A 22,126-nucleotide genomic window follows, 5' to 3' on the forward strand; every position below is an offset into this window, starting at 1 on the left:
TTTCCCGTCACAAAGATACGGATTCCGTTATGGGCGGGATAACGGGAAATAATTTTTCCGCGGAAATTGACCTTCGAATATGGCCCCCTATGCTGGAGCCTTGCCCGGGACAATCCCGGGCACTGTGGCAGGTACCTGGAAACCATCCTCGGAGAATTCATGAAAGCAAAGCTGGCGCGAGTGCTGCATCACTCATTGCGCATCAAAACCGTTCGCACTGTTCTCGCTGCAGCGTTTGGCGTGTCCCTCGCGCTCGGCGCCGGGGCGGCAGCCGCCGCGACTGCGCAACCGCTCGGCATCGCGTTCGTCTACCTCGGCAATCCGGGCGACGCCGGCTGGACCTACGCGCACGAGCAGGGCGTGAAAGAGGTCGAGGCAAAATTCGGCGACAAGATCAAGGTGACGCGCGTTGAGAACGTACCGGAGTCGGCGGATTCGGAGCGCGTGTTTCGCGATCTGGCGGCGAAGGGCAACAAGATCGTGGTCGGCTCGAGCTTCGGCTTCCAGGATTTCGAACTGAAGGTCGCCAAAGACTTCCCGGACGCCGTGTTCGAACATGCGACCGGCTACAAGAAGGCCGCCAACTTCGCCACCTATGACGTGCGGACCTACCAGAGCGCCTACCTGGCCGGACTGGTCGCCGGTTATACGACGAAGTCCAACACGCTCGGCTTTGTCGGCTCGGTGCCGGTGCCGGAAGTGGTGCGCAACATCAACGCGTTCACGATGGGTGCGCGCTCGGTCAATCCGAACGCACGCGTGAAGGTCGTGTGGATCAATAGCTGGTTCGACCCGGGCCTCGAAAAGCAGGCCGCCGAAACGCTGATCGGCCAGGGCGCCGACGTGCTGATCCAGAACACCGATTCGACGGCGACGATGCAGACGGCCGAGCAGAAGAAAGTGCATGCATTCGGCTGGGACTCCGACATGAAGAAGTTCGGGCCGAATGCGCAGTTGGGCGCTTGCGTGAGCAACTGGGGCGTGTACTACACGCATCTGGTGCAGCAGGTAATGGCGGGTTCGTGGAACAACTCGCCCGTGTGGTGGGGGCTGAAAGAGAAGGCGATCGATCTGGCCAACATCAACACGGATGCAGTGTCGCCGACGGCGCAAAAGGCGTTGAGCCAGAAGCGTGACGACATCATCTCCGGCAAGTTCAATCCGTTTGCCGGTCCGATCGCGGATCAGTCCGGTGTGGTCAAGGTCGCCGCGGGCAAGTCGTTGAGCGATGCGGAGCTGCTGCGTTTGAACTGGTTCGTGCAAGGCGTCGACGGTTCGCTGCCGAAGTAATGCATTGATTGGTTTGCCTAACTATTATTAAAAACTAAAGGAGATCGCCCGTGAGTCTTACCGTCCCGACCGATACCGGCGCCGCAAGAGTGGCGCCGGCCTTTCCGCCGCAGGGTTTAACGCCGACGCACGAGCAGGTCGTGCGGCATCTGCGGCATTCGAGCCGGGTAGCCGAGCGGGCGACACTGCTAGGACACCATCCGTTCGGCGCGGTGCTGGTCGGCCCGGATCAGGAAACCGTGTTGATGGAGCAGGGCAATGTCGATACCGTGAATCACGCCGAATCGGTGCTGGCTCGCGTGGCGGCGTTGAACTTCACGCCGGAGTACTTGTGGAGTTGTACGCTGTACACGTCGGTCGAGCCTTGCTGCATGTGTGCCGGCACGATGTATTGGGCCAATATCGGCCGCGTCGTGTTCGGCATGACCGAGAAGCGCCTGCTGGAGGCAACCGGCGATCATGCCGAGAATCCCACCATGAGCGTGGATTGCCGGTACGTGTTCGATCACTGCCAGAAGCGCGTCGAGGTCATCGGTCCGGTGGCCGAGGTGGAGGCTGAGGTGATGGAGGTCCAGCGCCGGTTCTGGAGCGGCAGGTAGTGCTATCGCACTTCCGCCGGCGCGAGCATCGCCAGTCCGCAGAACCAGTCGCCGCCGTGCGGCTGATATTTCCACTTGCCGTTGTTCTCCTTGATCACGGTGGAGCACTGGTCATTCACGACGATTCCCGGATCCGCCGCGGTGCATCGAAGCATCGCGGTTTCGGTTTGCTGTAGCGCGGGCATTACCGCCTTACGCTGAGTGTTCGGTTCAGTCGGAACATCCGGGGTTCCCGTCTGCATGCTTTCGATTAGCCGCTGCAGTTCGTCGATCCGCGTCGCATACCACGTCCCCAGACACGTCGCATCGCGGCAATTCGCTTCCCGCCACGCCCACTTGCTGTCACTGTCCGTGAGGAACGCGCGACGGTTGACGACTCGTCGACGCGCTTTCCAGTACAGTTGCCCAAGCGTGTCATCGAGCTTTGAGAGCGCAGGGTCGTTGCAGATCATCCGTTCGGTGAGCGAGCGCCCCCTGGTGCAGTCGAAGCTGGTGGCGTGAGCGGGCAGATGCGTGAGCATTAACGCGGCGACAAGGATTGGGCGGAAAATTTTCATGGTGCTCCCGGCAGTGCATGGTTTTTTCATGCAATGGATGATCGGCCGAGTCGCGTGAATACAGATGCCCGAAAACAGCGTGGGTTCGGGTGGGTGATTACCAAATCTTGCTTTGCATGGCGCGCGCTGGAATGGCCAGGGCGAGTCCATCAGCATTTGCTGGGCGGTTTCAGGCATGCGCATTGCACGTGCGAATGACAAATGCGGATGAATAAGCGCCGTGGTCGACACAACGCTTCAAGCGACGGCCAGGCCCGACGCTTTCACACGTGCATGTGCGTGTGCGGGCACAGGCACACATGCGGGCCGTAGCGGCACGCATGCAAACGCGGGACGTAAAAACGGGAGAAAAAATGAAACAACACCTCGTTCGATGCATGTACGCGGCGGCCAGTTTGCTCGCGCTGCCAGCAGTGGCGTCCGCGCAGTCGCAGGCCTATACGAACGGCACGGTCAATGTGCGCGCCGGGCCGGCTTCGGATTATCCGGTCGTGACGCAGTTGCCGGGCGGTGTCCCGGTTAGCGTGATGGGGTGCATCAGCAACTATCAATGGTGTGACGTCGCCGCTCCGAATCTGCGTGGTTGGGTCTATGCGGCGCGACTCAGCTATCCCTATCAAGGCAGCAATGTGCCGGTGATGAGTTACGGCACCGTGATCGGCTTGCCGATCGTGACGTTCTCGATCGGCACCTACTGGGGCAATTATTATCGCGGCCGGCCATGGTACGGCCAGCAGTCCCGCTGGGCACATCATCCACCGCCGCCACCTCCGAGACCCGGGGCCGGACGCCCACCAGGAGGGCGTCCGCCGTCCGGGAATGCGGGTGGTCGGCCGCCGGGCGGTCGACCACCGGATAATGCCGGCGGACGTCCAACGGGCGGGCAGCAGGGCAACGGAGGTGGACGTCCTCCGGGCGGACAGCAGGGCAATGGAGGTGGACGCCCACCGGGCGGACAGCAGGGCAATGGAGGTGGACGCCCACCGGGCGGACAGCAGGGCAATGGAGGTGGACGTCCTCCGGGCGGGCAACAGGGCAATGGAGGTGGACGTCCACCGGGCGGGCAGCAGGGCAATGGAGGTGGACGCCCGTCAGGCGGCCAACAGCAGCAGGGCAATGCAGGCGGCCGCCCACAGGGAGGTCAGCAAGGCGGCGGGAATAACCGTCCTCAAGGTGGGTCTCAACAGGGCGGCGGTCGGCCGCCAGGAAGTGGAAACAACTGAGGCAACGTGGACCGGTCCATCCGATCCACCCATTCCCTTCAGTAAGCCGCGTTCAGAAACGCCGAACTGACTGCTCGCAAGGTTTCCTGCGAGCGCGGGTCGCTTAGCCGCGTATGCAGTACCACTTTCGATACCGGCAGCGGCGGCAGGCCGAGTTGCTCACCGACCTCCACCGCTCCCGCCGGTGCCACGCGCTGAGCCAGCGCGGCCACCGCGAGCCCTGCGCTGACGGCAGCGCCGACAGCCATCACGCCTCCGCCAACAAACACCTCGGTCCACGCAATTCCGGCCGCATCGAGCGCGTCCGTGGCAATCGCGCGAATCCCGCATGGCGCGGCGAGCGTCGCCAGCTTCAGCGGCTGCCCCTCACGATGCTGCCAGCCCGGCGCCGCGAACCAGCCGAGCCGCTCCTCAGCCAGCAGTTGCCCGTCGCTGCGATCACCTTCGCGGCGGCCGATCGCCGCGTCGACTTCACCCCGCTCAAACCACGCAAGCACATCGCGTGAAGCGGCAATGCGCACCTCGATGACGAGCAGCGGATCGTAAGCCGCGAGCCGCCCCAGCAGCGCCGGCAGATTCGGCCCTGCCACGTGGTCGCTGATGCCGAGCTTGAGCCGGCGTTCCGGCGCTTCGGCGGTCCCCGCGAGCGCTCGTTCATGAGCGAGCAGCAATTGCCGGGCGGCGCCGATGAAAGCGTCACCGCGCGGCGAGAGCCTCACTGCGCGCGGTGTGCGTTCCAGCAAGCGGTAACCCAGACGCGCTTCGAGCCGTTTGAGCTTGAGGCTCATCGCGGCTTGCGACGTGTCCATGACTTCGGCGGCGCGCGTGAAGCTGCCGAGATCCGCGACCAGCACGAAGGCCTGGATCGCATCCAGATCGAGAGGACGGGCAAGGGTGCTCATATCGAAACTTTATCGCAGATATAAACCACCATATCTTGATGTAATGATTGCGCCGGCGCAAGCTCACACTCAGTCGAAACCACGAGGAGTTCGCCATGCTTGCCAAACAGTATTCGCACCGCCTGCCGTCTACCTATGACATGGGGATTATCCGCGAGCGCGCGACGCGGCGCGGCCCGCTGTGGGACGCGACCGAAGGTCTGGGATTCAAGGCTTTCGTCGTCCGTGAACGGGGCCGCTACGGCGCCACCGCGAACGTGTATTCCGCGGTGTACCTGTGGCTCGACGCCGGGCAGACCGCCGACTTCTTCATGGGCTCGCGTTTTCAGAACGTAATCGACGACTTCGGCCGTCCCGACGTCGAAACCTGGCTGCCGCTCGATGCACGCAAGGGGCCGGCGCAACGGGCGCTCGCGTTGTATCGCGAGGAACAGCCGATCGGCGACCAGGACAACCGCGCCGAGTTGCGCGCCACATTGATCGAACAGAACCGCCGCATCGCGGAGCAGGACGATACGGTCGCCGTGGTCTCCGCACTCGATGTCGCCAACTGGAAGCTGATCCGTTTCACGCTGTCGTCGTCGGCGCCGGTCGCCGCGGCGGGGCGCACGGTCTACGAGGTGCTGCACCTCGCGCGGCCGGGCGTCGCGAGCCTGAAGTGAGCGCTAGCGGGGCGTGCAACGGCAGGGCGGCTGAGATCGGTTCGACAGCCGCGCCGATGGCCCCTGCACAGCCTGTGCGGCTAGCGCCGCTCGATATCCGTGTGGCGCTGGCCGCGCATCTGGCAGGGCTGGCGCTGACGATGGCCGCGATCGTCGGCTGCACCATGCTCATCGTCCTAATGGGGCAGTCGCTTCATTGGCTGACCGGCTAGTCGGTCACACGCTTTGCGCGCTATGCATCGAGACTAAAGTGCGCTAGCCTCGCGTAAACCCCGGTGTGCCGCTTACACTAACTTGCCGATGTGGGGTTAGGGGGCGCACATATGACACGCGAAGCGACATCAGATTTCACGATGGGAGCAACGCCTGAAGGCACCCGCTACGGGCCGGATCAGGCCGAGGGGGTGTTGGCGTCGGAGCGTACGGTGTTACGGCTGATTACCCGCAACACACCGCTGCCGGAATTGCTTGACGAAGTATGCCGCCGCGCGGAAGCGCTGCTGGGCGATGGCGCGACCTGTTCGATCCTCTTACTGGATGCGGACGGCATACGCGCACGCGTGGGCGGCGCGCCTTCGCTGCCGGCGCACTTCAGTGCCGCGATCGACGGCGTGCCGATCGGCCCGCGAGCCGGGTCGTGCGGTACCGCGATGTACGAGCGGCGCATGGTCGCCGTCGAAGATATCGAAACCGATCCGCTGTGGACCGATTTTCGGCACCTAGCGTTGCCGCTCGGTTTCCGCGCGTGCTGGTCGGTGCCGTTTGAAAACGATGCCGGCGCGGTGCTGGGTGCGTTCGCGGTCTATCACCGCACGTCGCGCCGGCCAAGTCCCGAAGAAGCGGCGATGCTTCACGACATCAGCCACAGTGTCGGTCTCGCCGTTCATCAGGACGCGATGGCGCAACGCCTCGCGCACAGCGAGGAGCATCACCGGCTGGTCGTCAACCATCTCAACGAAGGCATCATCGTGCAGTCGCGCGAGGGCGTGGTGCTGGCCTGCAATCCGAGTGCGCAACGCATACTGCGGGCGAGCGCCGACCTGGTCGGCCGCGATATTTTGACGGTGATGGTGCGCGCGTATCACGAGGACGGTTCGATTGTGACCGACGCCGATCGTCCGACCAGTCAGGTGCTGGAGACCGGCAAATCGAAGCTCGGCGTCACGATCGGCCTGGAGCTGACGGACGGCGATGTCGTCTGGATTACTGAGAATGTCGTGCCGATCATCAAGCCGGGCGACGCCGAACCCAGCTCGGTGCTGATCTCGTTCACCGACATCGGCCCGGTGCGCGAAGCACAACGGCAGCTCAAGTTTCTGGCCACCCGCGATCCGCTCACCGGCCTTTACAACCGCGCCTATCTGGCCGAGCGGATGCGCGATCTGTTCACGCCGGGTGAGGTGGCGGGCATGGGCGAGCTGGCGCGGGTCGCCGTGCTGTTCGTCGATCTGGACGGTTTCAAGAAGGTCAACGACACCGCCGGTCACGAGGCCGGCGATGCGCTTCTGTGTAGCGTGGCGGAGCGGCTGTCGGGGTGCGTCGCGCGCGACGATACGCTTGCGCGCGTGGGCGGCGACGAATTCGTGATCGTGGTCAGCGCTTACGAAAACACGGGCCGGCTGATCGCGCTCGCCCAGCGCATTCTCGACACGATCGCAGTACCGTTCGCGGTGGCGGACAACGAGTACTACATGGGTGCGTCGATCGGCATCAGTCTGTTTCCCGAGGACGGCCAGGACGTGCCCACGTTGATGCGCAACGCCGACTCGGCGATGTATCACGCGAAACAATGCGGCCGCAACAATTTTCAGTTCTTCACCGCTGAGCTGAATCGGCATCTGCAACGCCGCTTCATGATCGAGCAGGCGTTGCGGCGCGCCCTCGCCACGGATGAACTGAGCCTCGTGTATCAGCCGATCGTCGATAGCCAGGACGGGCGCACGATCGGCGCCGAGGCGCTGCTGCGCTGGTACAACGCCGAGCTGGGCAATGTCTCGCCGGTGGAATTCATCCCCGTGGCCGAAGACGCTGGCCTGATCGTCGAGATCGGTTCCTGGGTGCTGGCGCGGGCCTGCGAGCAGGTCGCGCAATGGCGGCGCACGCTGGCGCCGGATCTGATCGTCGCGGTGAATCTGTCGCCGCGGCAGTTCAAAGGCGGGCTGGTGGAGCGGATCGAGCGCTGTCTCGAACAGTCCGGGCTCGAGCCGGCGGCGCTGGAACTGGAGATTACCGAGCGGCTGTTGATGAGCGACAGCGACGCCGTTCTGCCGATGCTCACGGCGTTGAGCGCGATGGGCGTGCGGATTTCCGTCGACGATTTCGGCACCGGTTATTCGTCGCTGTCGTATCTGAAGCGGTTTCCGCTGCATAACCTGAAGATCGACCGTTCCTTCGTCGCGGGCTTGCCGGATCATCGCGATTCGATCGCGATCACGCAGGCGGTGGTGGCGATGGCCCATTCGCTCGGCATGAATGTCACGGCCGAAGGCGTGGAAACCGCCGAGCAGGCGGCGTTTTTGCGCGGGATCGCTTGCGACAAGCAGCAGGGGTATTTTTATAGCCGGCCTGTGGGGGCGAGCGCTTATGCGCGAAGCTTGCATGACGCGCAGGTGGGGCTGGCCAGCGCTTCATAGCGATCCTGACGTCTCGGGCCACCGTCGCTGGCTCCCCAATTCCACTTTGGCCGAGGGGCTAATTCAGCCAACGAATCCTGCGGCCGCGGGGGTCCAGATTCGATTGTTCAGATTCGCAAACAAGTGCCTTCGCGTTCCCGGTATTTATCCGCGGCTCTCGTCTCCCTAAAATCCTCCCATCGAATATACATTCCGCGTCGTGCCAGAACGGCCCAGCGCGATGGGAGCCGTTATGCCAGCCTTAATTCAGAATCAGCTTTATCGACCCGCGGTGATCCTGCCGATGGTCGCCCTCATGCAGGTGATGGTGTCGCAGGATTTCAACCTCGGCCAGGTTGGTTGGGTCGTCGCAGCACGCGGCGCGCAGGCCGCGCTGCAACGCTCGCGCGAGTTGATCTGCGCCGTGCATTGCCACGCCTGAAAACAGTCAGCCGGGGCGCAATTCCCACCAATTGGCCGCGCCGGTTCATCGACGGCGCGAAAACAGATCGGCAGCCGGCGCGCGAACGTCACCGCGCTTGATGGAAACAGCGGGAAACAACGAGAAGCAACGAGAAGCAACCAGAAGGAGCGATAGCGGCAACGCGAGGCGCTGAGGGTAAGATGCTACGACCAGCACCCCAGCCTCGGGAGATCTGCCATGCCACAGCACTTCGACGCAGTCGTGATCGGTACGGGACAAGGTGGGACGCCGCTCGCTGTCCGTCTCGGTCAAAGCGGCCGCAAAACCGCGGTGATCGAACGCGGGGCCTTCGGCGGAACCTGCGTGAATGTCGGTTGCACACCCACCAAGTCGTATGTGGCCAGCGCCCGCGCAGCCCACGTGGCGCGGCACGCCGCGGACCTGGGCGTACAGCTGGGCGGCGCGGTCAGCGTCGATCTGGCAGCGGTCAAGGCGCGCAAGGACAAAATCATTGGCCAATCGCGCGACGGCGTCGAGAAATGGCTGCGCGGCGCGGATAACGTCACCGTCTTCACCGGCCACGCGCGCTTTACGGGCGCGCATACGCTCGCCATCAGCGGCCCGGACGGCTCGGTGCGCGACGAACTCAGCGCCGACGAAATCTTCATCAATACCGGTACGCGCGCCGTCGTGCCGCCGCTCAAAGGGCTTGAGCGCGTTCGCTACTACACCAACTCCAACCTGCTCGAACTGACGGAATTGCCGGACCATCTGGCGATTGTCGGCGGCAGCTATATCGCGCTCGAATTCGCGCAGATTTTTCGCCGCTTCGGCAGCCGGGTGACGGTGCTGGTGCGCGGCGAGCGCGTGCTGACGCGCGAAGATGCCGACTTCGCCAACTCCGTGCAGAAGGTGTTGGCGCGTGAAGGGATCGAGTTTGTCTTCGGCGTGCAGCCTTCGCGGGTCGAACCGCATCCGCATCACGAGAACGAGGTGTGCATCGGCTTCGAGCAGAACGTTCCCGCGCTCGAAGCGTCGCACCTGTTGTTCGCCACTGGCCGTGAACCGAACACCGACGACCTCGGCCTCGACGTGGCCGGCATCGCGACGGACAAGCACGGCATGATTCCCGTCGACGGCCAGCTGCGCACCAACGTGCCTGGCGTCTGGGCGATCGGTGACATCAACGGACGCGGCGCCTTTACCCACACGTCCTACGATGATTTTCAGATCGTCGCCGCCAATCTGCTCGACGGCGGCGCGCGCAGTGTCGATACGCGGATCATGACGTATGCGGTGTTCGTCGACCCGCCGCTCGCGCGCGTCGGGCTCTCGGAGGCCGACGTGCGCAAAGCCGGCCGTGAAGCGCTGATCGCCACCATGCCGATGACGCGGGTGGGCCGCGCGCGCGAACGCGGCGAGACCGACGGTTTCATGAAGGTGCTGGTCGACCCGCAAAGCAGGCAGATTCTTGGCGCGGCGATCCACGGCATCGAAGGCGACGAAGCGCTGCACACGTTCATCGACATCATGACGGCCGGCGCGCCGTATCCGACCCTGGAGTACGCCATGCACATTCATCCGACCATCAGCGAACTGGTGCCGACCTTGCTCGATGGCCTCAAGCCGATGAAATGAGCAGTGCGCCCGATCGCAAACCGGGGCCGGGCGCTCTGGGCGAAAACGCGCAGCGAACTCGGGCAGCGAGCATAGCCGGAGCACAAGCGATGAAACGCACGATCAGCAGCGGCAACCTCTTCGATCCCGGCGCGCCAGCGGGCCCTGACGAACAGATCGACGCGCTCGTGGAAGAGGCCGGCGTGAGCATCGAACGGATCGTCTCGCGGGGGCACGCAAGCCCGCCGGACTTCTGGTATGACAGTCCGCGCGCCGAGTGGGTCGTGCTGCTGAGCGGCGCGGCGGCGCTCGAATTCGAAGGCAAGCCTGAGCTGCATCCGATGAAACCGGGCGACCACGTGCTGATCGACGCACATCGCCGGCATCGGGTGGCATGGACCAGCGACGCCGAGCCTAGCGTGTGGCTGGCGGTGTACTACCCTGGCGTTTGCCAGTAACCGATAGCTGAGATCACGTCGCCATAACGGGATTAAACTCGAACTGGCACGTATCCTGGAGCGAGATCATGAATGATGCTGACCCCAAAAGCACTTTTCGCGGTCTTCCGTTGACCCCGGAACAGGACGCGGAAGTCAGACACTACATAAAAAAGCAGAAGCAGCAGGGCGCGGCGTGGGACACGCCGGAACTGGCGTCCATGCTTCGCGACATGCTGGAACCGCCGGGCGACGACGACGGAGAATTCGATCCCGATTTCGACGAAACGAAAGCCGCCGCGGAACGTGCGGCGGCCTCGATCGACGAGGCGATGGATCCGATCGAGGCGAGCGAAGAGCGCAACGCCGCGATGGAGATCGAGGCCATGAAGGGCTTAAGACGCTGAGCCTGCATTGCATCGCATCGCATGCAGAACCACTGACGAGCGGCGTTGATCGACCCGACGGGAGAAGGTCGCGAGTCCACCACGGATCAGGAAAACAACATGAGCATCAGCATCGTCCAGCTTGGGTCTCCGAGAGCGGCCGACGAAGGACTGCGTATCGGCACCGTTCGGCGGCCGCCACGCGGCGTACCCCGGGCCGAATTCGCCACCCGCGACTACTACGATGTGTGGCTGCCCAATCTGTCGCCTGACGCGGAGCTGGTCAAGGAAGCAAAGGCGGTGACGAGCGACCGCGATTGGGCCGCGTTTGCGAAAAAATTCCGCGCAGAGATGAATGGCGGCGATGCCAGCAAGGTGCTGGACCTGCTTGCCGCCTTATCGAAAACGACTAACTTTTCCGTCGGTTGCTATTGCGACGACGAAAGCCGCTGCCATCGCAGCATTCTTCGTCAGTTGTTGGACGAGCGGGGTGCGCTGATAAGGTGAGGCGTGCATGCGCCGCCGGCCGGCATTCGACAAGTCCCGTTGTCATCGCCGATAATCGGCGGCGTAGCGACTACACAATCAGGAAACCGACCGATGGGCAAGGGACGCGTCGAAGCCTTCAGCGATGGCGTGATCGCCATCATCATCACGATCATGGTGCTCGAATTGAAGGTGCCGGACGGCTTCGATCTCGCCGCGCTGCGCCCCGTGATCCCCGTGTTCTGTGCCTACGTGCTGAGTTTTATCTACGTCGGCATCTACTGGAACAATCACCACCACCTGTTCCATACCGTGCAGAAGGTCAACGGCGCGGTGCTCTGGGCCAATCTCCATCTGTTGTTCTGGCTCTCGCTGTTGCCGGCCGTCACGCATTGGGTCGGCGAAAACCATCTCGCCGCCTGGCCGACCGCGATGTACGGCGCCGTGCTGTTCATGTCGGCGATTGCGTATTTCATTCTGACCCGCGTGCTGATCCGCGAGCACGGCACCGACTCGACGATCGCGAAGGCAGTCGGCAACGACTTCAAGGGCAAGGTGTCGGTCGTCATCTATCTGACCGGCATGGCGCTGGCATTTGTTCAGCCGTGGCTCTCGGCTGCGCTCTACACGCTGGCGGCGGCCTGGTGGCTGATCCCTGACCGGCGTATCGAACATCTGATGGAAGCGTAAGCATGTTGCTTGCGCTCAAGCTCACGTTGGTGCCCGCGTTTCTGGCCGCGCTGACTGTGGCGGGGCGCGTGTGGGGGCCGTCAGTGGCGGGATGGCTGGCGGGGCTGCCGGTGGTGTCCGGCCCGATCGTGTTGCTGCTCGCGCTGGAGCGTGGGCCGGCGTTCGCGGCGCTGGCGTCGGCGGCGTCGATTGCGGCGATCGCTGCCTCAGAGGCGTTCAATTTCGCGTATGCGTGGACTTGCCGGCGTTCAGCTTGGCCGCTTGCGCTTGTGGCCGGCATGCTGGGATGGGTTGGCGTGGCGATGCTGCTCACGCATTTGCCGGGTGGACTGATGTGGGCGGTGGCCGCGAGTTGCGTGGCGGTCGCCATTTCGCAAAGCGGCTTGCCGCGCGTCACGGGCCATGTGCCGGCGGGGCGCCTCGGGCTCGGCGATCTTGCGCTGCGCATGCTCGCGGGCGCGTTGCTGACGTTGGCGGTGACGACGCTGTCCGCGTCGATGGGCGCGACATGGAGCGGGCTGCTGTCAGTGTTTCCTTTGCTCGGCATCGTCCTCGCGGTGTCGGCCCAGCGCGCGCATGGCTCGGACTTCGTCGCGTTGTTGACGCGCGGCATGGTGATCGGCCGCGGCTCGTTCGCAGCGTTCTTCGCCGTAACCGCGACGATGTTGCCGCACTACAGTGTGTGGTTCAGTTTTGCGTGCGCGGCGGTGGTGTCGGTACTGGTGCAGGGGACGACGAGGCGGTTGCTTCGCGCAAAGCGGCCGGCGCCGGTTTTGACGCGTGAGCTTGCTGAACAGCAGGCAGCGGATTGAGGCCGATTGGCCGATACTGACATCATGACTTCGCGCGCGCCAAGCTCTCCAGCCACTCGGATCGGTTTGATCTCCGACACGCATAACCTCGTGCGTCCTGAGGCCCTGCAGTACCTCGCAGGGTGCGATGCGATTATCCACGCGGGCGACATCTGCAATCAGGCGGTCCTCGATGCCCTCGCGCAGATCGCGCCAGTCACCGCCGTGCGCGGCAATAACGATATCGACGAACCGGTTGCCTCGCTGCCGACACACGTCAAGCTGACCGTGCAACAAGTGACGATCCTCGTCGTGCATGACATTGCCGACGTGGGCGACGACCCGCGCAGCGAAGGCATCGACGTGGTCGTGACGGGGCACTCGCACAAGCCCGCGATCAGCGAGCGCGATGGGGTGCTGTTCGTCAATCCAGGCAGCGCAGGGCCAAGGCGATTCAAGTTGCCGATTTCCGCCGGTATGCTGATCGTTGAAGGAGCGCACGCCAGCGCAACGTTCGATTCTCTGGTGACATAAAAAATGGGCCGGCAAATATCTGCCGGCCCGTTTTCGGACACGCTAACGTTTGTTGTTATGGTTGCCTGCGGCTAACCGCTAACCGCTAACCGCTAACCGCTAACCGCTAACCGCTAACCGCTAACCGCTAACCGCTAACCGCTAACGAGAATGACGTGCGCATAACGTCGGCGGCTAACTAGCTACCGCGCAATCCAACATCAGGCACGCGCCGTAGCCGCGGCAGCGTAGCCTTCATCCATCTCCGCCGCCTCACGCTCGCCGCGCAACACCGCATGCGCTTCGGCACGCGTTGCGACACACGGACCGGAGCCGAGCAACGGCTTGCGGGCCGTTTCACGCAACGCAAGCACCGACACGATACCGATCAACGACGCACCCATCAGGTAGTACGCGGGCATCATCAGATTGCCGGTGCTATCGACCAGCCATGCCGTCACGAGCGGCGTCGTTCCGCCAAACAGCGACACCGAAATGTTGAAGCCGATCGCGAGCGCACCGTAGCGAATCTTGGTCGGGAAAAGCGCCGGCAACGCCGACGGCATCACGCCGGTAAAGCACGACAGCAGCACGCCGAGAATCATCAACCCGCCGAACACCGGCAGCACCGTACCCATGCGAATCAGCAGCAGCGCGGGAATCGACAGCACGAACAGACCCACGCAACCGAACAGCATCACCGGCTTGCGGCCAATCGTGTCGGACAGGCGGCCGGCGGCCAATGTCATCGGCATCATCAGCACCATCACGAGCAGCACGAGGAAGAGACCGTGCGTTTCGTTGAAGTGCAGCGTGGCCGACAGATAGCTCGGCAGATACGAGAGCGCCATGTAATCGGTGACGTTGAAGATCAGCACGAGGCCGACGCACAGCAGAAGTGGCTTCCATTGCTGGATCAGCAATTCGCGGAACGATTGCTTCGGAATCGCCTTGTCTTCAGCTTCGCGTTGCTCGGCCTGCTTCTTGAACGCGGGCGTTTCTTCGAGCTTCATCCGGATGTACAGGCCGATCAAACCAAGCGGACCCGCGATCAGGAACGGCACACGCCAGCCCCACGAGAGCAGCGCCTCGTTCGAGAGCGTCGCCGTCAGGACCGTGACGGTCCCTGCGCCGAGCACGTAGCCGATCAGTGTGCCGAACTCGAGAAAGCTGCCCATGAAACCGCGGCGCTTGTCCGTCGAGAATTCGGCGATGAAGGTGGCGGCGCCGCCGTACTCGCCGCCCGTCGAGAAACCTTGCACCAGGCGCGCGACCAGCAGCAACACCGGCGCGAAAATGCCGATTGTCGCGTAGCTCGGAATCAGGCCGATCGCGAGCGTGCCGGCCGCCATCATGATCATGGTCATGGCCAGCACCCGCTGACGGCCGATGCGGTCGCCCAGCGGCCCGAACACCATGCCGCCGATCGGCCGCACCAGGAACGCCGCCGCAAACGTGCCGAAGGTGGCGAGCAACTGGGCGGACGGGTTCGACGACGGGAAGAACACTTTGCCGAGCGTGACAGCGATGTAGCTGTACACGCCGAAATCGAACCATTCCATCGCGTTGCCGAGCGCCATGGCGCCGACGGCCCGCTTGAGGAGAGATTGGTCGACGACGGTTATGTCGTCGAGTGAGAGGCGTTGTTCTTCTTTGTGATGTCGCCAGAAGCCGTTGCTGGAAGCGGTCAAGGTGAAAACTCCAATGACTGCGACGAAACTCATGAAAACGCGCATGAATGTTCCGCCACGGGTGCTGGGGAAGTGCAGTTTCGCGAGCGGGGCGATGGCGTCTCTCTCGCCCGAAGGCGATGGAAGAGGGGCGCGAAAAAGAAAATAAAACGCCCGTGCCTCGCGAACGATTCGCGAAAAAACACTCGTCTAGATTGTGCTGACTGTTGCATCTGCGTGGCCGTGGAAGGGGGGCAGATGCATGAGGACGCTGGGGTGGCTGAAAGCTGGCCCATGCGCCGCTGGAAGGCTCGAAACGAAAAAGGCCGGTGCTGGATCGCCGCTCATAGTGCGAGCTCAAGCGGGGAAACGACCGACAAGCCTTCTTGTATAAAAACTGTTCAGTTCAGCGTGGCAGCGTGCCGGAAAAGGCGCGATGAGTCAGCTTGAAGGGAACGCGACGCGGAGTGAAATGCTGGTGAATTACTGTTGGAACGATGCACATGTTAGCACGATGACGGATGATCGTGCAAACCCGAGGTTCGGCCGGCAGCCCGGGAAGGGCGCTCAATCCCTTGCGTGGCGGGGGATTCGGCGGATTGCGGCGGTATGGAAAAGAGGCTTAAAAGTGGCCGGAAATGGTCCGGTTAGTAAATTTTTGCCGAGACTCGAAGACAGCGAAAGGCGCAACTGGAAGCCGGCGATCCGGCGGCTCGAAGCTCGACGAAAATGTGGCGTATCGGATGGCGAACGGAGCGACGAAAATCTGCTGCGTCGGGCGGCGAACGAGGCGACGAAAATCTGCTGTATCTGGCAGCAAAAAGCGTGGCCAGACAGGCGAAAAAAATCCGCGCTCGCGGCGCGGATTTTTCGTCAGGCTGGTTGCCAATCCTGGCTTGTTGCGCAAGAAAGCGCTTATTCGGCTCGCTTACTCTGCTGCCGGCGGCACGTAACCTTGCGCCGTATCCGCGCCTTCGCCGAAGAAGAACTTTTCGGTCTGCTTCATCAGATATTGGCGAGCGCGCGGATCGGCCATGTTCAGGCGATTTTCGTTGATCAGCATGGTTTGCTGCTTCAACCAGGCCTGCCAGGCTTCCTTGGAAATACCTTCGTAGATCCGCTTGCCGAGTTCGCCGGGCAGCGGCGGGAAATCGAGGCCTTCGGCTTCCTTGCCGAGCTTCGCGCATTGAACCATACGAGTCATGCTGTGCTTCTCCTATATCGGTGTGGGGCGGGCAGTCGTTTTATATGGGGCCGCTCAGAGCTGTTTCATCAGCACGAGCGACTTGCGCTGCCAGTTATAGAGTCGGCGGCGGTCTTCCGGCAGGTCATCGACCGTGACCTTGACGAAGCCGCGCTTCAGAAACCAGTGTTCGGTGCGCGTGGTGAGCACGAAAATCCGCGTGAGGCCGCGTGCGCGCGCGCGTTGCTCGATGCGCTTGAGCAGGCGCTCGCCGTCGCCGGTGCCTTGCGCTTCAGGCGCGACCGTCAGGCAGGCCATTTCGCCGATGCGCTCCTGCGGGTACGGATACAGCGCCGCGCAGCCGAACAGCACGCCATCGTGCTCGATCACCGAAAAATGGTCGATGTCGCGTTCGATCTGGTGGCGGCCGCGTCGTACCAGCGTGCCGTCGGATTCGAGCGGCTCGATCAGCGAGAGAATACCGCCGACGTCGTCCGGCGTGGCTTCGCGCAGGCTTTCGAGGTTCTCGTACGAGATCATCGTGCCCACGCCATCGTGCAGGAACAGTTCGAGCAGCAGGCTGCCGTCGAGCGCGTAGGGGATGATGTGCGCCCGCGCCACGCCCCCGCGGCAAGCGCGGATCGAATGTTTCAGATAGAAGCCCGCGTCGCCGGTGACCTCGCCGCTTTCATGCAGCTTGTAGGCGTCGTCGAGCGACAGTTCGCGGATCAGCTCAGGTCCTTCTTCGCCAGTTTCCATCAGGCCCGGCGTTTCGGTCAGGAACACGATCTTGTCGGCGCGCAGCGCGATGGCGGCAGCGGACGCGACGTCTTCCATCGACAGATTGAAGGCCTCGCCGGTGGGCGAAAAACCGAGCGGCGAGAGCAGCACGAGCTTGCGGCTCGCGAGCGAATGGCGGATCGAGTCCGCGTCGATCTTGCGCACCACGCCGGTGTGGGCGAAATCGACGCCGTCCAGAATGCCGACCGGGCGCGCCGTCACGAAGTTGCCGGACACCACGCTGATGTGCGCGTGCGCCATCGGCGTGTTCGGCAAGCCCTGGCTGATCGCCGCCTCGATATCCAGACGCACTTCGCCGGCCGCTTCTTTCGCGGACTCCAAAGCGCGTGCATCGGTAATGCGCATGCCGTGCGAAAACTCGGATTCCACGCCGTGCAGGCTCATCTGCTCTTCGACCTGCGGCCGGGAGCCATGCACCAGCACGATCTGGATGCCCATGGCCTGCAGCAGCGCGATATCGGACACGAGCGCATTCAGGAGCCCCTGATGCACCACCTCGCCGCCGAAACCGACGACGAACGTCTTGTTCCGGAACGCATGGATATAAGGGGCGACTGAGCGCATCCAGTCGACGAATTGCGCGTGCTGTGCGAGGTCTTCCGTTGCTCCGGCGGGGGCCGGAACGCTCGCGGGCGCGGGGACGAGGTCGGTTTGGGAATTCATGCCGGGGATTATAATGCGCCCCCATGTCGAATGTACCCAAAAGTCCCGCTACGGCGAACGAGAATGTGACGCCGGCCGCCGATCAGGTGAAGCCCGGTGACGCAGAGCGCCGCGATGCGCAGGACGCTAACCGCAATACGCCACCAGCCGCGCGTGAGTCGCTGCGCTCCGCGGATGACGCGCGCGTGTCCGCGCAGAAAAATAATCCGCCGCGTGAGGCGCGCCGCGAAGCGGGCGCGCCGGCGCCGAAAGCTGCGCATGAAGGGCGCAAACAGTCGCCGCGAGGCGATGTTTCGCGCAGGCAGCCCAATACCGGAAGCGCTGCCCAGCCGGCGCGTCGTGACGAAGGGCGCGCGCAAAATTCGCCGCAAGCAGGCGATGCGCAAGGTGCTCAGCCGCGTCGTGAACCACGTCCGCCGCGCGTTCAGCGCGTCGTCGAACCGAATCCGATTCCGCCGATCACGTTCCCCGAAGCGCTGCCGGTTTCCGGCCGCCGCGAGGAGATCGCGCGCGCCATTGCACAGAATCAGGTCGTGATCGTCTGCGGTGAGACCGGCTCCGGCAAGACGACCCAATTGCCGAAAATCTGCCTTGAACTCGGGCGCGGCCTCGGCGCGGGTGGCTCCGGTTTGATCGGCCACACCCAGCCGCGCCGGATCGCGGCATCGGCGACGGGCCGCCGGATCGCCGAAGAACTCGGCACACCGTTCGGCGAAGTGGTCGGCTACAAGGTGCGTTTTACCGACAATCTGTCGCCGGGCGCATCGGTCAAGCTGATGACCGACGGTATTCTGCTCGCCGAAACGCAGACCGATCCGCTGCTCAAAGCCTACGACACGCTGATCATCGACGAAGCGCACGAGCGCAGCCTGAACATCGATTTTCTGCTGGGTTATCTGAAGGAAATCCTCGTCAAGCGGCCCGATCTGAAGCTGATCGTGACCTCGGCGACGATCGACGCGGACCGCTTCGCGCGTCATTTCGGCCGCGACGGCAAGCCTGCGCCGGTGATCGAAGTGAGCGGGCGTCTCTATCCGGTCGAGGTGCGCTATCGGCCAGTCGCGGAGGACAGCCCGGCGGTAAAGGCGGCGGAGGGCTCCTCTTCTTCGTCGCGTGAATCGCGCGACAGGCCGAAGACCCAGCGCGAAACAGATCGCGATCTGATGGAAGCGATCGTCGATGCGGTCGACGAACTGTGCCGGGAAGGCCCCGGTGACGTACTGGTGTTCCTGCCCGGCGAGCGTGAAATCCGCGATGCCGCCGAAGCGCTGCGCAAGCACCACCCGCCGCACACGGAAATTCTGCCGCTGTTCGCGCGCTTGTCCGCCGCCGAGCAGGAACGCGTGTTCCGCACGTCGAACGCGCGCCGCATCGTTCTGGCCACTAACGTCGCTGAAACCTCGCTGACGGTGCCCGGCATTCGCTATGTGGTCGATACGGGTCTCGCGCGCGTGAAGCGCTACTCGTATCGCAACAAGGTCGAGCAGTTGCAGGTCGAGTCGATCTCGCAGGCCGCCGCGAATCAGCGGGCAGGGCGTTGCGGCCGCGTCGCGGATGGCATCTGTATTCGTCTGTACGAGGAAAGCGACTATCAGGGCCGCGTGCGTTTCACCGACCCGGAAATTTTGCGTTCGTCGCTGGCGTCGGTGATTCTGCGGATGAAGTCGCTGCATCTGACGGCGATCGAAACCTTTCCGTTCATCGAGCCGCCGCCGGGTCGCGCGATCGCCGACGGCTATCAACTGTTGAACGAACTGGGCGCCGTCGACGACGACAACCAGCTCACGCCGCTTGGCCGCGAACTCGCGCGCTTGCCGCTCGATCCGCGCGTCGGCCGGATGATTCTCGCCGCGCGCGATCAGCAGGCGTTGACGGAAGTGTTGATCATCGCGAGCGCCTTGTCGGTGCAGGACCCGCGTGACCGGCCGATCGAGGCGCAGGAGCAGGCCGACCAGGCGCACCGCCGGTTTGCCGACGAGCGTTCCGAGTTCCTGCAATGGCTGAAGATCTGGAACTGGTTCGAAGAAGCGATCGCGCACAAGAAGTCGAACCGGCAGTTGCAGGACGAGTGCCGCAAGAACTTCCTGTCGCAACTGCGTTTGCGCGAATGGCGCGACGTGCATTCGCAACTGCTGACCGTGGTGCGCGAGCACGGCTGGCGGCTGAACGAAGCCGAAGCGACTTTCGAGCAGATTCACCTCGCGTTGCTGACCGGCCTGCTCGGCAACATCGGCCTGAAAGCCGACGACGAACCGTATTTCCTCGGCGCGCGCAGCATCAAGTTCTACCTTTGGCCGGGCTCGGCGCTGGTGAAGAAGGCCGGCAAGTGGGTGATGGCCGCGGAACTGGTTGAGACGAGCCGGCTGTACGCACGCTGCATCGCGAAGATCGAGCCGGAATGGATCGAAAAGATCGGCGAGCATCTGCTGAAGAAATCGTTGTCCGAGCCGCACTGGGAAAAGCGGGCGGCGCAGGTGTCGGCGTTCGAGCGCGCGGTGCTATACGGTTTGCCGATTTACCACCGGCGGCGCGTGAGCTTTGGCAAGCAGGACCCGGCGCGTGCGCGCGAATTGTTCATTCGCGGCGCGCTGGTGGAAGGCGAGTTCGATACGAAGCTCGCGTTCTTCGCGCACAACCGCAAGCTGCTTGCCGATATCGAGCAGCTCGAACACAAGTCTCGCCGCCAGGACGTGCTGGTCGACGACGAACTGATTTTCGGCTTCTACGATCAGGCGCTGCCGAAAGGCATTTACACGGGTGCTTCGTTCGAGCGCTGGTATCGCGACGAGGTGAAGAAGAGCGGCCAGCCGGAAGACAAACTGCGTTTGCTGTATCTGTCGCGCGACGATCTGATGCGGCACGAAGCCGCCGGCGTGACGACCGACCTGTTCCCGAAGCGGATGACGATGGCGGGCGTCGAGATGGCGCTCACGTATCACTTCGAGCCCGGTTCACCGCGCGACGGCGTGACGCTCGCGGTGCCGCTGTATGCGCTCAATCAGGTCGATGCGCGGCGTTGCGAATGGCTCGTGCCCGGCATGCTGAAAGAGAAGACGCAACTGTTGTTGAAATCGCTACCGCAGAAGCTGCGGCGCCATTGCGTGCCACTGCCTGAGTTCGCGGCGGGTTTCGTCGAACGGCATAGTGGTCCGCGCTTCGGCGCGGGCGGTTTGCTCGAGACGCTGATCGCCGATGTTCGCGAGCAGACTCAGGTCGCGATGAAGCAATCGGACTTCAAGCTCGAGACGCTGACGCCGCATCTGTTCATGAACTTCAAGGTCATCGACGAGCACGGGCGGCAGCTTGCGATGGGCCGGAACATGTCGCAACTGCGTGCTGAACTTGGCGGCCAGGCGCAGCAGCACTTCCAGAAGATTGCGTCGGGGGCGGCTGGGGTGGCGTTGGCGGATGCGGGCGGCGGTGGCGGTGTGGCTGTTGGCGCGCAAGCTTCCGGATCAGCCGGCGGGGCAAACGGTGCGGCTTCGCGAGGCAAGGGCGCTGCAGTTTCAGGGCCGCAAACTGCGTCGCAAGACGGCGCAGCGGGCACCGCGCTGTACGAAAAACTGACGACGTGGAATTTCGGCAAGCTTCCCGAGTTGCTCGAAATTCGTCGTGGCGGGCAGACCTTGTTCGGTTATCCGGCGCTAGTGGATCGCGGCACGCATTGCGACGTCGAAGTGTTCGATTCACCCGACGAAGCGGCGCGGATTCATCGCGCAGGGCTGCGGCGTTTGTTCGCGCTGCAACTGAAAGAGCCGATCAAGTATCTGGAGAAGAATCTCCCCGGTTTGCGTGAGATGGCGATGCAGTTCATGCCGCGCGGCACCCAGGAGGAGCTGCGCGATCAACTGATCGACACCGCGCTCGACCGCGCCTGTCTGCAAGACCCGCTGCCAGCCGATGACATCAGTTTCCACACGCGCCGCGACGAAGGCCGCAGCCGTCTGACGCTGTTGGCACAGGAAATCGCCCGGCTCGTTGGCCAGATACTGACCGAATACGCGACCGTGACGAAGAAGCTGGTGCAGGCGAAGTCGTTCACGGCCGCGCACGCGGATATGCAAAATCAGCTGGATGGCCTGATTGGCAAGCGCTTTGTGGTCGACACACCGTATCCGCAGTTGGCGCACTTTCCGCGCTACCTGAAGGGCATTGCACTGCGCATCGACAAGCTGAAGGCAGACTCCGCGCGCGACGCAAGGCAGTTCGCCGAATTCCATCCGCTGTTGCAGAACTACCAGCGCGCGCTTGCGCAACGCGGCGGCGTGCTGGATCCGCGCTTGTCGGAATTCCGTTGGCTGTTGGAGGAACTGCGGATTTCGCTGTTCGCACAGGAGCTGCGTACGCCGATGCCGGTGTCGGTGAAGCGTGTCTACAAGGTGTGGGAATCGATGCAGCGTTGAGTGGTGGATGAGGAGGGGCGGATGCGGCACGGAGCGCGCGCACGGAGTGGGGCGGCGCAAGTGTCCGCTTCGTTCGTCTGGCGTTGGCCGATGCGGTTCTACGCGTGGTGTCGAGCAAAAAAGCGCGCGACGCCACTCCTTTCGAGAATGACGTCGCGCGCAAAGGGCACGGGCTCTTGCGGGCCCGTGCCTGCTCGCCGTTGATACGGCAACGCTA

The 22,126-nt window shown here is 63.4% G+C and carries 21 protein-coding genes; 15 read left to right on the forward strand and 6 right to left on the reverse strand.

The window, feature by feature from the left end; genetic code table 11:
• The first annotated feature begins 159 nt into the window (after positions 1 to 159).
• Both R8871_RS29440 and R8871_RS29445 read left to right on the forward strand, forming a co-directional pair.
• On the forward strand, positions 160 to 1,290 hold the full coding sequence (locus R8871_RS29440; RefSeq protein WP_175053627.1) for a BMP family ABC transporter substrate-binding protein: 1,131 nt from the start codon (positions 160 to 162) through the stop codon (positions 1,288 to 1,290).
• 50 nt (positions 1,291 to 1,340) lie between these two features.
• The gene (locus R8871_RS29445) at positions 1,341 to 1,889 is read left to right on the forward strand and encodes a nucleoside deaminase (protein WP_175053628.1); all 549 of its coding nucleotides are present in this window, start codon (positions 1,341 to 1,343) and stop codon (positions 1,887 to 1,889) included.
• A gap of 2 nt (positions 1,890 to 1,891) precedes the next feature.
• On the opposite strand, the gene R8871_RS29450 is transcribed toward R8871_RS29445, so the two are convergent.
• A complete protein-coding gene (locus R8871_RS29450) occupies positions 1,892 to 2,446 on the reverse strand; it encodes a lysozyme inhibitor LprI family protein (protein WP_175053629.1) in 555 nt (184 codons plus the stop codon).
• Positions 2,447 to 2,799: 353 nt separating this feature from the next.
• Here R8871_RS29450 and R8871_RS29455 point away from each other — a divergent pair, with 353 nt between their 5' ends.
• Positions 2,800 to 3,669 (forward strand): SH3 domain-containing protein, encoded by an 870-nt coding sequence (locus R8871_RS29455; protein ID WP_175053630.1) that lies wholly within the window; start codon positions 2,800 to 2,802, stop codon positions 3,667 to 3,669.
• 38 nt (positions 3,670 to 3,707) lie between these two features.
• On the opposite strand, the gene R8871_RS29460 is transcribed toward R8871_RS29455, so the two are convergent.
• Entirely contained in the window at positions 3,708 to 4,571 is an 864-nt protein-coding gene (locus R8871_RS29460; protein ID WP_175053631.1) for a LysR substrate-binding domain-containing protein, read from the reverse strand.
• A 95-nt stretch (positions 4,572 to 4,666) separates the two neighbouring features.
• Here R8871_RS29460 and R8871_RS29465 point away from each other — a divergent pair, with 95 nt between their 5' ends.
• From R8871_RS29465 to R8871_RS29515, 11 genes are all read left to right on the forward strand, one after another.
• Positions 4,667 to 5,233 (forward strand): DUF4865 family protein, encoded by a 567-nt coding sequence (locus R8871_RS29465; protein WP_175053632.1) that lies wholly within the window; start codon positions 4,667 to 4,669, stop codon positions 5,231 to 5,233.
• Positions 5,230 to 5,445, forward strand: coding sequence for a hypothetical protein (locus R8871_RS29470; RefSeq protein WP_175053633.1), 216 nt, complete (start codon positions 5,230 to 5,232; stop codon positions 5,443 to 5,445). Before R8871_RS29465 ends, R8871_RS29470 begins: the two co-directional genes overlap by 4 nt.
• Before the next feature lie 111 nt (positions 5,446 to 5,556).
• Positions 5,557 to 7,866: a putative bifunctional diguanylate cyclase/phosphodiesterase gene (locus R8871_RS29475; protein WP_175053634.1), complete on the forward strand. Its 2,310-nt coding sequence runs from the start codon at positions 5,557 to 5,559 to the stop codon at positions 7,864 to 7,866.
• A gap of 232 nt (positions 7,867 to 8,098) precedes the next feature.
• A complete protein-coding gene (locus R8871_RS29480) occupies positions 8,099 to 8,287 on the forward strand; it encodes a hypothetical protein (protein ID WP_054043350.1) in 189 nt (62 codons plus the stop codon).
• Between the two features lie 219 nt (positions 8,288 to 8,506).
• Entirely contained in the window at positions 8,507 to 9,907 is a 1,401-nt protein-coding gene (locus tag R8871_RS29485; RefSeq protein ID WP_175053635.1) for an FAD-containing oxidoreductase, read from the forward strand.
• A gap of 89 nt (positions 9,908 to 9,996) precedes the next feature.
• Positions 9,997 to 10,344, forward strand: coding sequence for a cupin domain-containing protein (locus R8871_RS29490; RefSeq protein ID WP_175053636.1), 348 nt, complete (start codon positions 9,997 to 9,999; stop codon positions 10,342 to 10,344).
• Positions 10,345 to 10,412: 68 nt separating this feature from the next.
• The gene (locus R8871_RS29495; RefSeq protein WP_093633587.1) at positions 10,413 to 10,730 is read left to right on the forward strand and encodes a hypothetical protein; all 318 of its coding nucleotides are present in this window, start codon (positions 10,413 to 10,415) and stop codon (positions 10,728 to 10,730) included.
• A 99-nt stretch (positions 10,731 to 10,829) separates the two neighbouring features.
• Positions 10,830 to 11,216, forward strand: coding sequence for a DUF488 domain-containing protein (locus R8871_RS29500; RefSeq protein ID WP_175053637.1), 387 nt, complete (start codon positions 10,830 to 10,832; stop codon positions 11,214 to 11,216).
• Positions 11,217 to 11,309: 93 nt separating this feature from the next.
• A complete protein-coding gene (locus tag R8871_RS29505) occupies positions 11,310 to 11,885 on the forward strand; it encodes a TMEM175 family protein (protein WP_175053638.1) in 576 nt (191 codons plus the stop codon).
• Positions 11,886 to 11,887: 2 nt separating this feature from the next.
• Entirely contained in the window at positions 11,888 to 12,697 is an 810-nt protein-coding gene (locus R8871_RS29510; RefSeq protein WP_175053639.1) for a hypothetical protein, read from the forward strand.
• 24 nt (positions 12,698 to 12,721) lie between these two features.
• On the forward strand, positions 12,722 to 13,210 hold the full coding sequence (locus R8871_RS29515) for a metallophosphoesterase family protein (RefSeq protein WP_175053640.1): 489 nt from the start codon (positions 12,722 to 12,724) through the stop codon (positions 13,208 to 13,210).
• A gap of 200 nt (positions 13,211 to 13,410) precedes the next feature.
• Here the strand turns inward: R8871_RS29515 and proP are convergent, their stop codons facing one another.
• The 4 genes from proP to argA all read right to left on the reverse strand — a co-directional run bounded on the left by proP (position 13,411) and on the right by argA (position 17,506).
• Positions 13,411 to 14,913 (reverse strand): glycine betaine/L-proline transporter ProP, encoded by a 1,503-nt coding sequence (proP, locus tag R8871_RS29520; RefSeq protein WP_246287847.1) that lies wholly within the window; start codon positions 14,911 to 14,913, stop codon positions 13,411 to 13,413.
• Between the two features lie 568 nt (positions 14,914 to 15,481).
• Positions 15,482 to 15,748: a hypothetical protein gene (locus tag R8871_RS29525; protein ID WP_175053642.1), complete on the reverse strand. Its 267-nt coding sequence runs from the start codon at positions 15,746 to 15,748 to the stop codon at positions 15,482 to 15,484.
• A 39-nt stretch (positions 15,749 to 15,787) separates the two neighbouring features.
• The gene (locus R8871_RS29530; protein WP_074282891.1) at positions 15,788 to 16,063 is read right to left on the reverse strand and encodes an oxidative damage protection protein; all 276 of its coding nucleotides are present in this window, start codon (positions 16,061 to 16,063) and stop codon (positions 15,788 to 15,790) included.
• Between the two features lie 54 nt (positions 16,064 to 16,117).
• Positions 16,118 to 17,506 carry an amino-acid N-acetyltransferase gene (gene argA, locus R8871_RS29535; protein WP_175053643.1) on the reverse strand — a complete coding sequence of 463 codons (1,389 nt, stop codon included), beginning with the start codon at positions 17,504 to 17,506 and terminating at the stop codon, positions 16,118 to 16,120.
• 23 nt (positions 17,507 to 17,529) lie between these two features.
• Between argA and hrpA the strand changes: the two genes are divergently transcribed.
• Positions 17,530 to 21,909: an ATP-dependent RNA helicase HrpA gene (gene hrpA, locus R8871_RS29540; RefSeq protein ID WP_175053644.1), complete on the forward strand. Its 4,380-nt coding sequence runs from the start codon at positions 17,530 to 17,532 to the stop codon at positions 21,907 to 21,909.
• The last annotated feature ends 217 nt before the right edge of the window (positions 21,910 to 22,126 follow it).

This window comes from Paraburkholderia sediminicola, from assembly GCF_902859805.1.
Lineage (GTDB): Bacteria > Pseudomonadota > Gammaproteobacteria > Burkholderiales > Burkholderiaceae > Paraburkholderia > Paraburkholderia sediminicola.

Excerpts from the sequence above, each read along its gene's own strand:
- R8871_RS29500 (WP_175053637.1), top strand. The coding sequence starts at position 10,830 with ATGAGCATCAGCATCGTCCAGCTTGGGTCTCCGAGAGCGGCCGACGAA.
- R8871_RS29460 (WP_175053631.1), bottom strand. The coding sequence starts at position 4,571 with ATGAGCACCCTTGCCCGTCCTCTCGATCTGGATGCGATCCAGGCCTTC.
- R8871_RS29455 (WP_175053630.1), top strand. The coding sequence starts at position 2,800 with ATGAAACAACACCTCGTTCGATGCATGTACGCGGCGGCCAGTTTGCTC.
- R8871_RS29465 (WP_175053632.1), top strand. The coding sequence starts at position 4,667 with ATGCTTGCCAAACAGTATTCGCACCGCCTGCCGTCTACCTATGACATG.
- R8871_RS29495 (WP_093633587.1), top strand. The coding sequence starts at position 10,413 with ATGAATGATGCTGACCCCAAAAGCACTTTTCGCGGTCTTCCGTTGACC.
- R8871_RS29475 (WP_175053634.1), top strand. The coding sequence starts at position 5,557 with ATGACACGCGAAGCGACATCAGATTTCACGATGGGAGCAACGCCTGAA.
- R8871_RS29515 (WP_175053640.1), top strand. The coding sequence starts at position 12,722 with ATGACTTCGCGCGCGCCAAGCTCTCCAGCCACTCGGATCGGTTTGATC.
- R8871_RS29440 (WP_175053627.1), top strand. The coding sequence starts at position 160 with ATGAAAGCAAAGCTGGCGCGAGTGCTGCATCACTCATTGCGCATCAAA.
- R8871_RS29505 (WP_175053638.1), top strand. The coding sequence starts at position 11,310 with ATGGGCAAGGGACGCGTCGAAGCCTTCAGCGATGGCGTGATCGCCATC.
- R8871_RS29480 (WP_054043350.1), top strand. The coding sequence starts at position 8,099 with ATGCCAGCCTTAATTCAGAATCAGCTTTATCGACCCGCGGTGATCCTG.
- R8871_RS29510 (WP_175053639.1), top strand. The coding sequence starts at position 11,888 with ATGTTGCTTGCGCTCAAGCTCACGTTGGTGCCCGCGTTTCTGGCCGCG.
- R8871_RS29530 (WP_074282891.1), bottom strand. The coding sequence starts at position 16,063 with ATGACTCGTATGGTTCAATGCGCGAAGCTCGGCAAGGAAGCCGAAGGC.
- R8871_RS29485 (WP_175053635.1), top strand. The coding sequence starts at position 8,507 with ATGCCACAGCACTTCGACGCAGTCGTGATCGGTACGGGACAAGGTGGG.
- R8871_RS29450 (WP_175053629.1), bottom strand. The coding sequence starts at position 2,446 with ATGAAAATTTTCCGCCCAATCCTTGTCGCCGCGTTAATGCTCACGCAT.
- argA (WP_175053643.1), bottom strand. The coding sequence starts at position 17,506 with ATGAATTCCCAAACCGACCTCGTCCCCGCGCCCGCGAGCGTTCCGGCC.
- R8871_RS29490 (WP_175053636.1), top strand. The coding sequence starts at position 9,997 with ATGAAACGCACGATCAGCAGCGGCAACCTCTTCGATCCCGGCGCGCCA.
- hrpA (WP_175053644.1), top strand. The coding sequence starts at position 17,530 with ATGTCGAATGTACCCAAAAGTCCCGCTACGGCGAACGAGAATGTGACG.
- proP (WP_246287847.1), bottom strand. The coding sequence starts at position 14,913 with ATGAGTTTCGTCGCAGTCATTGGAGTTTTCACCTTGACCGCTTCCAGC.